4 protein-coding genes are annotated in these 14313 nt (G+C 42.8%); all 4 read right to left on the bottom strand.

The window, feature by feature from the left end; genetic code table 11:
• Positions 1 to 896: 896 nt before the first annotated feature.
• The 4 genes from AACZ88_RS15355 to AACZ88_RS15340 all read right to left on the bottom strand — a co-directional run bounded on the left by AACZ88_RS15355 (position 897) and on the right by AACZ88_RS15340 (position 14308).
• Positions 897 to 1940 carry a rhodanese-like domain-containing protein gene (locus tag AACZ88_RS15355; protein ID WP_339711920.1) on the bottom strand — a complete coding sequence of 348 codons (1044 nt, stop codon included), beginning with the start codon at positions 1938 to 1940 and terminating at the stop codon, positions 897 to 899.
• Between the two features lie 309 nt (positions 1941 to 2249).
• Complete coding sequence (locus AACZ88_RS15350; RefSeq protein ID WP_339711918.1) at positions 2250 to 4175, bottom strand: hypothetical protein; 1926 nt, start codon at positions 4173 to 4175, stop codon at positions 2250 to 2252.
• A 2-nt stretch (positions 4176 to 4177) separates the two neighbouring features.
• Entirely contained in the window at positions 4178 to 11008 is a 6831-nt protein-coding gene (locus AACZ88_RS15345; RefSeq protein ID WP_339711916.1) for a hypothetical protein, read from the bottom strand.
• Between the two features lie 12 nt (positions 11009 to 11020).
• The gene (locus AACZ88_RS15340; protein WP_339711914.1) at positions 11021 to 14308 is read right to left on the bottom strand and encodes a hypothetical protein; all 3288 of its coding nucleotides are present in this window, start codon (positions 14306 to 14308) and stop codon (positions 11021 to 11023) included.
• Between the last annotated feature and the right edge of the window lie 5 nt (positions 14309 to 14313).

Here is a 14313-nt window from a genome sequence, read left to right as displayed (position 1 = left end):
GAAAAAGTAATTTCAAAGACCAGAACACGATATTATCCGTAGACCTGATACTCATTTTCCTATAAAAAGACCAGGTCTATTATAGTGGAAGTTCTTCCATGAATTAAAAAAAATTGGATAATTTACTATTTAAAAGAAAGGATATAATAACTTATATAAATAAAAAAACCACGTCTTAAAGACGTGGTTTCGTGTAGTGACCGCGGCAAGACAGAGTGCTTACTTTTTTGAAGGAGGATACTGAAATTATTATGAGTAAATCATTTCAAATTAAAAATACTTGATCTGAAATTTGACCCGCTGATAAATTTCCCTAAAAAATTTCCTTAATGTCTACAACTTAGCTTTAGTTGCCCAAGGGTCTTAAAATAGTTGATTTTGAACTGATTGATGAAGTTAAAAATAGTACTGATGCGTTAAAATTCAATCGTTAAAGAAATTCATCTGTTCATTGACATTTTCTATGTTCAGCCTTTACGATTTAAGTGTTTTTTAGCCCCGAGTTCCGATTTGGGTACTTCTTGGGGCCAGGTATCCCTAGGATTTCTTTGACTTTTTGGTTCAGGCCACTTTTTAGAGTGAGGTGCTGTAGATGCGCCTACCGATTTCAAGGGTGGTGGCGTGCTACATGAACATCAACGCCAGTTTTCCCTAGGGCGGGAACAACGATGCCGTGCCTTTTTTAGAATCGGCCAAACCAGAAGTACCGACCAAAGTGTCTCAAGGAACGGCAGCATGGATTTTGCCCAGGTCACCTTCAAAAAAAAACAATCGTAAAATAAATCGAACTCCTCAATTTGAGAGTTGAACAATATATGAAAGTGCCTACATAAAAAAATCTTACAGTTTTAAAGCCCCAAACAAAACTTTGGTTTGGGGCTTTTTTTGCTTTTAGCTTAAACCACAATAGGAAATTTCTCAAAAGTATGTAGTATAGCTTGAGCGGTCTCAGCCATGTTGGTAAACTTAATGATTTGTCCACTCTGTTGCGAATAGACCGAAGTTCGATCGTAGTAATCCAATAGTTCGGCAGCGCACGCCTGGAGGTTTCCGAGTTTTAAAGCTGCGATAGCCCTTTCACCTCTACTTTTACCTAGCCGGGGAATGATATTGGTTATCGCCTTTTCCAAATCTTTTTTTGGTAACCCTCCATAAGTTTTAACAAGATTATTGATTCTTTGAGGCGTGGGAACTTCCAGAAAAATTCTTTGTGCTTTATCTGTTTTACAGGAAAGTTGTAATGGAATATGTAATGATCCGATACCAGTACCCTTTTCTTCTATAAAAACAGGTCGATTAGCATTGAAAGCTTCTAAGGATAGTAGCAGTTCTTGCTCAAACTTCCATTGATACGGTTGCTTTTCTTTAGCGATTCCGCCAAAGGTGCTTCCAGAATGCTTTGCAAGTTGCTCTAGATCAACAACCTGCCCTCCTTGGTTGCGAATCTCCCGTAAAATATGTGTTTTTCCACTTCCGGTAAGACCACAAATCTTGATGAATCGGAGATGGGTTTCAAACCTAGCATAGAAGTTATCCAAGTAGCTGTTGAAACCTCCTTCCAAAAATTGTACATTTCTTAGACTTCCCGAAAGTGCTTTCCGATTTCCCATGCCACATTGTAGCTGAATAGTCGCAACCGGATACGCTATGATTTTTGACAGTAGATAACTTCGCAACCTCCCTTGGCCATATAACCCTAAAGAGGAACCATGGGATTTTAATGACTCCATGTAATCTTTATAATCCGTAACGTACAGTTGTAATTGGTCAACAGCCAGCCGATGGCAAGAAGTGCCGTAGTCCTTTTTCAATTTTTTTAGATTAATGGGAAAGGGGAGTGAAATAGCGCGTGGAACATGCGACTTCGCATATTCGTGTGCAAGCCTTATGTCCACTAAGGTTTCTAGTTGCTCAAATTTTTTCCAACTTACCGTATTCATATCAATAAAGCATAAAAAAACCCCTTAGGTAAGAAAGACACTTCATAACAGATAGCACAATCAAGACAACTAGGTTGAGCCTGAAACGCACTTTACTCTATAACTAAAGAAGAAAACCAACTACTTTTTCGAGGCGTGACACTTCATGAATTCAAATTTCACCGCTTTTAAGCTAGACAAGTACACATAATTTTTTTATAATTTTATCGCCATTCCACCTAAATAGAATCCATTTGTTAAAGAGGCAATAGCGTTATTCCAATTCTTGTATCAAGATACGATTAATAATCTGTTTTTTAATATATTAAGCTATTTTTTAACAGGTTCTACCGTATCATACTGAAGTCCACTTGAACCTTCTCCACGACCTACTATTTTTCGTCTTCCATACCAGCTATGAACAGCTCCATTATACCATCGTGCTCGCTGAAATCTTGAAGTTACGATAGCTCCTGCCCTTGGCACTTCCTCTTCATTTACGAAATAGGAAGTAGGTTGTTTGTCTCCATCCGAATTTACAAAGGGCCACAATTCTTTACTCTTGGCTCTTTTGATTCCGAATCTCATAATATCGGTTTGAGGCCGCACTGCACTGAATTCTCCATTGAACAGGCGAGGCATCGAAGCACGTTGTAATGTGATGGCCCTATTCTGGTCGGGAATATGTCTAGGAACAAAAGGAATCCAATTTTCCGGAACGGTGTTGCCCAATTGATAGCTCAACAACGCACTTTCATCAGGTTCAACGGCAGTAACTGGAGGAGCATAGGAATTCAGTAGTTCAACCAACTCTATGGCTGCGGCATGACCATCTCGACCTGAACCCAGTAAACTAGGTACCGCATCTTCAACTCCCCAAACGGTATTTGCCATTTCATCTCGTAACAGGTTAACTGAAGAAATGGGATCGCTCTCTTGTATTTTAGTAACAACAGGAGGGAAGAACAATCGGGTGTCGCTTGGTAAAGGTGCAGCTTTATCTTTCTGTTCTGTGCTCAAATTGTACATGCCCCAAGACATCCAATCATCGGTTTCGCCTTGATTGGCAGCTTCTACAAAAGTTTTTTGCCCAAAAACATCGGTCACTACGATTCCCTTTACGCTTGACATGCTTCCCACGGGTACAGTATAGGGTACAACAAACCAATCATTGCTGAATACCAATGCAAACTGGGTCAGGATAATTTTTGCTATATCGGTCGTATCAGCATTTACGTTTCCTAAATCTACATTTCCATCTTCAAATTCCCACCATCTGGCATTCGGCATACCACCAAATCTTGCTTCTGTAGGAATCACCGTCAGTGTTTTTTCGGTAATGGTATTTTCAGATATGGTTTGCTCGCGCTTTGCCAAAGTCTTTAGCCGAGCATCTTTTTTGGGCTCGGCGGAAACGTCAAAAGAATACCAATCTAAGTTTCCATTATAATATTCCGTAGCAGTGAGTACGGTGTTGTCACCATCTTTATTCGGAAGGGCGCAGGCAAACTGATACTCTAATTGTTCATCGACCCAAGCCGATTGTTTTTTCTGTGCTGGCAAACCATATGATTTTTCAAACCAAGCCATATATGCAATAGCAACGTTTTTAACTGGTGTTCTTTGACTTGCCGGTAAGGTCAAATTCAAAGTAGGGGGTAGTTTGAACGGATTCTGAGATTGCAGGTCTTCATAAAAAAGCACCCCATCCATCGCCTTGCCACCCACTGCATGCAAAAATCTATGCAGCTCTTTATTCGCCTCAATTCTCGCTTTTTCAATGATAAGGGCATTCGAATCGTTTTCCATATCAACTGCATCGGGTACTTCAATAGGGTACTGCGTCTTTAGAGTTGCCTTTATGGTGTTGACATTTGATATTCCGGCCCGTACAAGCATCCGAATGAATTGTTGACCACTTTGTAAGCGGGTTTTATAATCCATACTGGGTAGTTCGCTTTCTACAATATCTTCTAATAAGTGTGAATTATCAAAGACTTTTGGCGCCTCATTACCTACTTTGAATTTTGTAAGATTGGTAGTTTCCAAACATACCTTGGCAAAAATTGCCGAACCCGTATCTTCCCCTTTCAATTCACCGAACTGCCATTGTCGTGTTAGCATCCACAACGGGTCGTAGATTTCTGCTTGCAGTGAACGTTCAAAGTCAACCTGCCTCGGACGGGGCTCTAAGGTATTGTATGTCCTGAGCGGGTCGCAGGTTTTAAAACTCAAATATTTTCTCTCGTTAGCCATGACTACGGTGTTTCTTCCTTATTTAATGTCAAATAATCTAAGGGAACTTGTGTTTTGGGTTCTAGGGGGAGCTCTTCGTTGGGAGCAAGCAACTCACTGCTTATTGCGGGCAACACCCTAGCAAAGACACTCTTTTCGATATGATCTGGCTCAACAGCTCGATTTTTAGCTAATTCAATTGTGTCTTCAAGGGTATGCACAAGATCGTCCCAATTCCAACTGCCCGTGACTTTCGGAGTTACCGCGAGCAATAGACTTTGAGGAGGAGCTGCATCGGGCTGATCGTAATTGAAGGTGAGCCCAGTGGTTTCCTCTTTATTAGGAATGATTTCCAACCACTCATCCAATATTAGTACAGCTTTAGATTTCGTATTATCGACCAATGCGCCACCATTTAAAAGTACCAGTGATAGCTTGTCATCATCGGGGCTATAGGTTTCGGGGTATTCCGCGCCAAGCCAGTAATCTGCAGGCAAGTCGGTAGAAGCAGTACGGTAGGGTAGCTGTACAGGTTGTACTTGTGGAAATTCATGCTCCCAAACTTCACTCAGCATTCCTACCATTTCAAGGGCATATAGTTTTTCTCGAATATGGCCGATACTTTGCAACCAGTCTTCCATAGCAAGCGGATTGTGTCGCAAAAGACCAACTGCTTCCGGAAGTTCTAGAATATTCTTGACCTCGGTACGGTTTTGAAGCTTAAAGAGCGGCACTACAGTGAACGAACGACCAAAAATCTTACGTAATATTCCTATTAAATGTCCGCACTTGTTATCTTCGTTTTTTTCTAAAGTATAGGTGTCGTTCAATTTCTTGATAGCAGTTTCCTTTTTGGTTATGGTGGCACGGGCAACTATTAACTGTCTTGCAAGATCACGACCTATTTCATCCGTCACTTCAATAACCGCATCTGGAACAGTATCAGGAATTCCCAAATCATTAAGTGAAAACAACATAGCCCGCATTTCGTTGATTTGAGTTGTATTGAAAGTCGCTGTATCAAGCTCTTCACTATTAATTTGGGATGCAAAGAAAGCATCAATATCATCTCGTACACCAAAGAAAAGGCCCTCCGCCTCTTTTCTACGAAAATCAAGTTCGGCGACATCTTGATGACGCATAACGGAAAGGGGTACTACATCTTCTAGGGGTATTCTTAAATCATCGGCATGTGCCGGGCGTACATCTCCTAGTATTTTTTGAAGTTGACTGATCATAGGCATCAATGCGTATAGTGTTCGAATTTCATCTCCCCAAGCCGCATCTCTATCTTTTATAGAAATGTTCAAGGGAATATCGACCGTTAGTTTCGGACTTGCTTTGGCCCGCACCAAAAATGCAATACGTTTATTGAAATCGTTGTTACCATCACGACCGGTTTCTAATCCCGCCATCAGATCCATAGGATGCAATCCGAGCTCTGCCATGTTCACCTCTATAGTTTCTATTGCATCATTGCGATTGAAACGCACCAAACAACGAATATTCGTAGCTGGCCCAAGAAGTTTACCCAGCATTTTATTCAAAGAAGGTTCTGCTAAGGCTCTTGGCGTAAGTTTGGAAGACCAACCTGCAGGTTTTGATGCCGCCGCGTTAGGGGCTACTGGAGCGACAACTGTTTCTAGTGCCCATACCACGCGTTGGGTCACTACGGTGCCTGTTCTAGGCGTAGTCACGATTTGCGGTTCGGGCATGTTCTTACCTTCGGCTAAGGCCTCTAACATTGCACCTGCACGAACGTGATTGCCTTGCGCAATCTGGTACACACTTTCAGAGAGTGCAAGATCTCCCAAGGCATCAAAGGCATCTGCAATGCGATCGATTTCTTGGAGCAATATTTTTAATTCAGGATTGCCACCACCATTATTGGTAATGATATTTTTAAGCACCTGAGGGGTGCGACTAAAAGTTCCTCCATTATATAGGACTTCGAATAAACTTTGATTTGGTGGGAAACTTAAATTTTCTAGGTGATCATCGATCAAGTCAAGCAGATCATTACCATGAATTACGTTGGGGTTATAGTTATCGTCAGTGCCCACCACCTGAATATCGGGTCGTAAGGGGAATTTACGTCGCAACGGATAAATGAAGCGATCCATCTCGGCATCTTTATAGCGTTCATGTAGACCTCGCTCTAATTGATACCCTAATACCGCGGCAATTTCCTGACCATTTTTTACACCCTCAATGAGTTGTAGTGCCATACGCACCCTGGCGGAAGAAAGGTTTACCGCCATTTGATTTTCGATATCTTCGGTCGTGTCCTCATTAGACTTATATCCTGCTCTCAGGATCGCTGCTGTGATCGCATGGTTTATAGAGGGCGTGTGTATATGCCCTTGATTATCGGCATCGGTATAAATAGGTGTGCTTCCGTTTTTCAAGCTGTCAGGTACCTCATCAGGGTCTACCGGTGTACGGGCCCCACCAGGGCGTAGGTCTTCAAGATAGCCCCAACAACCCAAGTGTATTCCTTGTTTGGTTGTACTACGTTGTTTGCGCAAGCGCTCGTGTGCCAAGCCCACCAACCAAGAATCTAGGCGATAACTGCAGAGATCTAAATGTTCTGCGAATAATTGATCAAGTGATGCCGATGGCAGTTGTGCAATCTTGCCCATAGCAGTTCTCAACTGTGCGGCAGGAGATAGTGCGGTGGTGTGCCTACTATTTCCCAAGAAGCTGTTGAACAGCGACTTGTCGATGGGATCCAGATATTTTGCCATCGTCCAGGCTTCATTATTTCCATTGCTTGAACCTTTTACGATATGGTTATATAAAAATCTACTATCGTCGATTTTAAAACCACCATTGGTAAAGTGCTCTTCCCCACCATCGAGTCTGTTCAAACTACGGAACAGAAAACTCCATTTGGTAATCCTCTTATCCAACCCGTCCGGATTATGTTCCGAGGTGGGAATTTCCATGAAACCGGTACCGCCAATTCTGAATTTATCGAAAAAGCTTATGAAGTGCTCACGTCTTAGAATCTCAAGCGAAGCTTGGGCGTAGGTCCAAAGTACGGACTGTCGTAGCATTAGGAACAAGAGCGATTTCGAAGGGAATTGTTCCACATCGTTATCAGCAAGAATGTCGAACAAGTTATGCTCGAGCAACCAGTTGATGTAATTTTGATTACCACCTTCAAGGGGCTCTGTAGTACTTAGCTCCCCCTCTTGAACCTGTACACCGTTGTATTTCGAATTTTCTGCAAAGGAAACAGCACTGAAGTTTTTTGAAAGGTCAAGTTTGAGGCGTTTCTCCCAGTAAGCATGCTGTTCTGTTACTTCATCAGTAACAATGGTTTCAGATGGAATCAAATGTCCGAGAATCTCCATTAGACTCGCCGTACTTGCAGTTACTTGGGATGGAAACTCATCCGTAGGAAACGTTAAAAAGGTGTTGGCGGCAAATCGGGTGTAATATTCCATCGATGCGGGTTGCAACCCTAAAATTTCCATAAAATGATCTTGAGGATTTTCTCCCGAATTGTACGCGTGCGCCACATACTTTTCACGTATTTTGCTCCATTCTGTATGAAAGACCTTTAAAACTTGTTGAAGCTTTTCTTTGTAGCTATTTCCTGTTTGGTGTTCGAACTTTGTAAAGGCAGTGGTCAATAAAATACCGTAAGGCTGGCTATCTACACGAATGGAAGGAAGGTGTCCGCGAGCGGACACGTGATTGATCATGAAATTACGGGTGTTTTCGGTATCCTCTTCTTTTAAGAGGTTATCCATCATCTCATCCATATAGTAGCCCATAGTTGCAGGAAATAAAGCCCTGTTCATTAACTTGGGCAGCTCCATTTCTTCTTTGCCGCTACCTTTTATATGTTGTAAGATATCATAAGATATACCCAAGGCTTCACATAAGAGTTTTCCATCGGCGGGAATCTCACTGCTAGGAACACTTTCCTTAAAATTATTATCACCCATTTCTAAATCGTAGGTGGTATCAAAATCAGTCACCGTACTGCTATAGGCTGCCTTGCTTCCTTCTGTATTGTTGGTTGGAGTGCCCAAGGGCAATAATTCCATGCCTCCAGGGGTAAAATGGTGGTTGTTTAAAAGTGTTTCCAGTTCTTCTTTGCTCTGTGTCGCGGTACCTTCATTTACCCCCAGTACGAAAACTTGATCAAACCCATTTGCAAATTCAGATGCCGATAGGGTCACGGTGATTCCCATTCCTACCGTTTCGGCCGAAGCGTAGTCTGTTAACCATTTGATGTCTGGGTCAACGTTTAAATCACCATTGCTGGTGTACGAGTACACGTCGTCTAAGTCGAATTTATCTGGATTGAGTCCGACCTTGATTCCTGAAGACGGAAGGGGTTTGCCAACTTTTATGTGGTGGTAGGTATGGCCATTTTTGAGAATAACCACAAAGCGGTCGGGCATCACTTTACTATGTGGGGCCTGAGTCCAATCGTCACTTTTTTGTGGGACATTTGGGAAGGTAAACGTCAGTGCCGTGGTCATCGAAAATTCAAGCCCTGGAAGTACTTTCAAGGCAACTGCCCTTTCTTGAAGTAAATTAAACTCAGTGAACATGGGGTTCATAATGGCCTGTACTTCATTTGATGTGGCACCTGGACTTTTGTTAATTGTATTAACGATAATCGTAAAACGCCCTTGAACACGACGGATTTCGTTCACCATCTTGTTATAAGCATATTCATGGGCGACATCTTCGTCTTTAATCGCTTTATTCGCATCTTTAAGACTCTTAAGAATGCTATTTCCCTGAAGTTTTACTTTTATTTTTGCTATGGTATCGCGGGTACTGATCTTTCGCATATCCTCCACGGCATCTGAGAGGTGTATTTGACAATCAATAAGCCCTTGATCCGGCTTTGTATCAAATTTTTTCTTGTTTGCGACGCTTACGTTTGAGGGGTCTAACAATTTGGCGATATAGGCAGCACGTTCGCTACCATGAAATTCGCATAACACTCTCCAAGCACCTAGTTCCATTTCGCGGTCTCCGCTAGCGATCCAAATCTCTTTCCAGTAGTCTTTACCCGTGGTTATTTCGAGTTGGGTCAATGCTTCTTCATGGGTATGGATAGCAATATCATCGGGATAGATGCGCACCCACAATTCATTCATCAGCTTCTTGTTCGCTATGAACACGCCATCCGCCTTGAAATTTCCATCCAGACTTTCAGCTCCCGTAGTCGTGGTAATTTCCCTTTCAGCGAGTAACCCGGTGAGACGGGTGCCCAAAGTACGAGCATCAAAAGTACCTTCTTTGGTTTCTACGGTTTTGACACTCTTAAGTTGCTTGGCCATTTGGTTCGCCTTCTTATCAAGTTCTTTGCGCTTGTCTTCAGGAAGGACCAAATTGTTGCTTTCGGCATTTTTAAGTGTCAGCGAAACCGTTCTTATATCTTGAAGGAGAACTTGTTTCTGTTTTTCTGTTACCCGTCCGGTCCCTGATTTTATTTTTTTGAGCTGGGAATTTATAGTATCAAGCTTACCTGCAGTCTTGGTAAAGTTGGCCGCACTTGTTGCCAAAGCCTCTGGGGTTACACTTTTGAAAGCCCCACCCGAAATGTTACGAAAGGTTTTCAGCTTATCCCTTGAAATGTCCTTTACAATTTCAACCCCCGATTTAAGGCTAAAACGCTGACTCGGATTTGCTACATTAAAGCGATCTAATTTTTTGGTAAAGGCAACTACCTCTTTATCGATATCTACCCATAGTCTTTCAAGTTGTATAGCCTCTTTATCATCTGCTTTTATTACATGTTGCCCCTCTAAGGCATTTTTTTTTAGGTACTCTAAAATCTTTGTTTTTTGTTTTTTGACCGTACCGAAACTATCCGTTTTTAAGAGGTTGAATTCTTGTAAGGCCTTCCATGTTCTCAAACTGTCATAAAAGAGCTTAGTCCCAGTGACGGTTTTTAATTTGCCCAACTCCCGAAATTTACCCAAAACGTGATTTTCAAAATGCGCAAAGGGAATTTTCATGGGGTTTACCCTGCTCTTTTTGAATTGTTCAACGTATTCTTTCCATTTCGGATCACTGTGAACCCTGAGAAGATTTGCCGGCGCTCTTTGTATGCCCCGCATCATACTTTTATGAAGTTCTTCAATACGTTTTAATTGCGTAGATTCCATGGCGGTAATCGTGTTGTAGTAGTCGAGATCTCTACCGTAGAAATTCGCAAATGCTTTTAGTGCGCTCTCGACAAAAGCAACAAGTTTCTTTTTCTTACCTCGCGAGGTGTTGGGCAAGTCATTCCCTGCAAGCGTTCTGGCGCGTCTTTCTAAAAGCCGCATTTCTTCTATTAAACCTGAAGCTTCTATATTGGTAATGTCAGGGGTTGCCTCTAGACTAATTACCGCAGTATTAAGTCTTCTAAGATCACTCTGGAACTTCTTATTCAACAAATTCAATTGTTTGAGCTGGCTTGCATTGAATCTTTTAGAGGCGAGTGCTTTATAGAATCTTTCTCCTTTGGATAGTAGATCGCTCACCTCATTGCGGATCCAAGACCGTTCCATAGGCGTTATTGTCTTGATGTTCTTTAGTTGACCTGTACGTAATCTTGCAAGTTCAGCAATGCCCTGTGTCGCAATTTGTTCGGCTTTGGCAAAGGATAATGTTTTAGTGGGGGTCAGATATCCCTTTTGTGCTTCTGCTACAGCTTTGAGGGTTGTTGAGATTTGTACTCCTCCAGTATGTACACTGCGGGCTACCTGCATAAATCGGGTCTCTACCCGAACAGGGAAAAGCAGAAAGGGAATTCCGTCTTTCTTGGCTCCGGTCATGGAGCGTATTGTTGCCAGTGCATTGTCTTGTTTTATCGCTGTAATTGGTGCCATATGCCTTCTTTTTTAATCCTCTGGTAACATCTCTCCCGCGTGACGGGCAAAAATCACGGGATTCTGATAGAGAATCCACGCCATATCGGCCGCATTTGATTTCCACGCTGCATTCGGTTCACCCGGGGGAGGTGCAACAGTGGTTAAATTCTTTTTAAAATCGAGGTGATAGCTCTGCAAGGCCGCTTTGCTGTTTACCGTGTGTTCCCAAGAAAGATCGTTCCATGAGTCCAACGGACCTGAGGGAGGCATCAAATCCGTATTTCCCAGGTCATCAGTATAATCGTCTAGACCAAAACGGATTTGCCCCGGACGTTCTCTAAGCACAAAGAAATAACCAGGATTAGTAGCGGGATTCTCATCACCTCGATGGCCTCTAGCGGTATCAATGTCCAGATCAAAACCGAAGAGATACACGTCAGGCTCTAATTCGGCCTGAAAAATAGGATACATCACATCTTTGTCCAAATCTTTGGGCAGCAAACGTTGTGCGGTTTTGTTCGCTGGGTCATAAATAGCCTTTTGTGCATATACCATGGTATTGGGGTATTTTTTAAAGACATCTCCCCTGATGAGTAACACAAGATAACCGTCATCATCTTCCGTGGCATTGGTCGCTGCCTTTCGGTTATGGTGTTGACCTAGATCTTTGTTCCAAGTATGCATTTCCTTAATATCCAGTTTTTTTTCAGGATCATCTTCTAGAATGTTGTCGGTAACATCCCAAAACTGCCTGAAGTAGGTACCCCGTTGATCTGTCGGGTATTCTCTCCACAACAATTCTCGAGACATTTCATGGTTGAGGCCAGCCATGTACGATTCTATGAACTTTTGATTCGTTTGGACTATGGTAATACTGTTTTTCTCAACCTTATCAATATTGGGTAATATGTAATCTTGAGAGATTTTCTTCAAATAACGAAAAACGGGTTCGGCGAATTTCGGATAGGCCATTATGGGTTTCAATATTTGGATTGCCTCCATCTGTAATGATTGAGGATTCCATATTTTGATGTTGTGCAAGGCCCTTGCTTTTATGGTAACCAATGGATCCAGTTTTACTGCTAAATTGCTAGCTACAGTATTTATAGATTGTAACGTTGGCTTAAATGTTGGTGTAACAAAGCTAGGTTTGGACGTAACTAAGGTAAATGCCTCAAAATTCGTCTTTAATCCTTGTAATGCCGATAACGTCACCGTCGGTGCGTCTGCTACGTCAGCAGGCACGGTTCCTCCATTTATCAAAGTAACATTGCCCAGAAACTTTCTGGGAACACTACCGAAAAACTCCACGAATTTACCTTCGTTGATTGTTACCTCAACTTTGCCATTTGCGATTTGGCGTGCTGTAATGGCATCTACCAGTTCATTAGCTTTAGTCTTAGCAGCTGCGGTTATGGGTGCCCCGTTAAATTGTGTTGCGTTGACTTTGTTCTTTAGTTGGGTATCGTTTGGAACCGATGTAGCCCCTGCATTCGGCTGAAGAATAGTGAAGAATACTTCCTTGGCAACATGTATGGGATCAGCCGAATATTCACTTATGATATTGTCAAGTGAGGCGGTTGCATCACCAAAACCTACCGCTGCGATGGGCGGTTTTTTCAATTTGGCCGCTGTTAAAGGTAGGGTTCCATCTAAATTGAAATTTGTCAACAGTTGATTCTGGATTTTTTTATTAGCTGCACCCTGACGGTTTATAGCTTTGTTTGATTTCTTTCCGGGCCTGACTACACGTTGAAAAGCAGCACTATTAGCAGCCAGGGGAACTCGTGATTTTAGGATGTTCTGCTTCAGGGTCTGTGGACTTCCTAATTTCAATATGCCATGCATTGCTGCTGTTTTGTTGACCAGAAAATCAGCATTGGCTCGTGACAAATGCTTGACAAAAACACATTTATTTATGCGTTTTGCCAGTTGTGCCTCACGAATTTTTTGGTTTGCAGCGTTGATTTCTCCCACTTGCAACCAAGCTTTGTGCATTAATTTTTCCTGATGTTTCTGAACAGATTTAGTTCCAAGACCAGCAGCACCCCTATTTCGCGGATCGAGATTGAGACTGCGCAACCACTTTCTACCGCCAGTAGCCGCCAAGTGATTGACCAATGCATGCCATTGGCCGTAAAGTGGTGGGGTGACGATAGGATCTTTTCCAATATTTGCATTAAAGAAAGGGTTGGGAGTGGCATCTACCGGGGTGGCCTCATCTTGCATATCATGTGAAAGATTGAGTACCTCACGTAACTTTTCTTTAAAGGTTGCATCTCCTCCGGTATTGGTTGCAGGCCAGGGGTCAGGTTCGAACGAAGGCGGTTTAAGAGCACCTTCCATACCTAGTGTTTTGGATTGGGCGACACCATTGAGTCCAAACCCAGGAGATTGAATATCCATGGCTCGTTTACCTAATTCCGGTTTTGTGATTACCGGTTTCAGCATGGCGACCAGACTCTCAAAATCACCGAATCGCCCCGTGCTGAATTTCCATCGGAAATAAACCGGAAACTCAAAAGGCCGTGGAACTCCGTCATGTATGCTACCTTTTTTCCATGATGGTTTTTGTGCGTCAACCCCCGCTGGATCTTCACCCAGTCCGGCTAACCTGCCTGTTTCGAATGCGGGAATCAAAAAAGCCTCATAGTTGGTCTCCTTCAAAAGTTTTCTTGGGCACAGCAATCGCGAGACACCTTCATCGGGTTCGCTCTCGAGTTCTGAGGTCACCTCATTGACTCTGGCCTCGGCCGTAGTAGCCGCCATTTTATGGTTCATATGAACATGTGCCCATGCCCACGTATTTTTCTCATCATGTAGTGCCGCTTCTATCTGGTTTTCATCTATTTTGACACTGGCCAAACCCTGTTTGGCTTCTGTTACCGTATATTCACCGGCTTTGAGCACAACGAGGGCAAGCCAAGGACGTAATCTTCTTGAATTTTGACCACTATTTGCGGGACTTGCCGGCGTGTATCTCCAAGGGAAATCCTCTTCATAAAATTCGATATACGGGAGCCCATTGGACTCATAATTGTGAACTCCCTTTTTAGGTTCGATGGTTACAATCGCACGATCACTAACCCCAATGACATCTCCCGGGCCCAATATTTTGACCGTTTTGGTAACGTTTGTTTCCGATACCAGAGGATTCTCCCCAGCGTCCGTTTGTTCCAACGCTAAGGTCACCAATAATTCGGCCCGTTCTTTCACGGTTCCGTCATTAGCGCCCAGGGTGTCTTTCTCCACAATTTGCGAGGCAACACCTTGGCGCAGCCAAGGTAAAAACGAATAATTTGCTAACTCACCTGCCATAATAT

It is taken from the genome of uncultured Kriegella sp. (assembly GCF_963975415.1).
GTDB lineage: Bacteria > Bacteroidota > Bacteroidia > Flavobacteriales > Flavobacteriaceae > Kriegella.
This window is presented reverse-complemented; position numbering and strand designations above follow the sequence as displayed.

What these genes read in the sequence shown, in the direction of transcription:
- AACZ88_RS15355 (WP_339711920.1), bottom strand. Translation starts at nt 1,940, where the DNA reads ATGAATACGGTAAGTTGGAAAAAATTTGAGCAACTAGAAACCTTAGTG.
- AACZ88_RS15350 (WP_339711918.1), bottom strand. Translation starts at nt 4,175, where the DNA reads ATGGCTAACGAGAGAAAATATTTGAGTTTTAAAACCTGCGACCCGCTC.
- AACZ88_RS15345 (WP_339711916.1), bottom strand. Translation starts at nt 11,008, where the DNA reads ATGGCACCAATTACAGCGATAAAACAAGACAATGCACTGGCAACAATA.
- AACZ88_RS15340 (WP_339711914.1), bottom strand. Translation starts at nt 14,308, where the DNA reads ATGGCAGGTGAGTTAGCAAATTATTCGTTTTTACCTTGGCTGCGCCAA.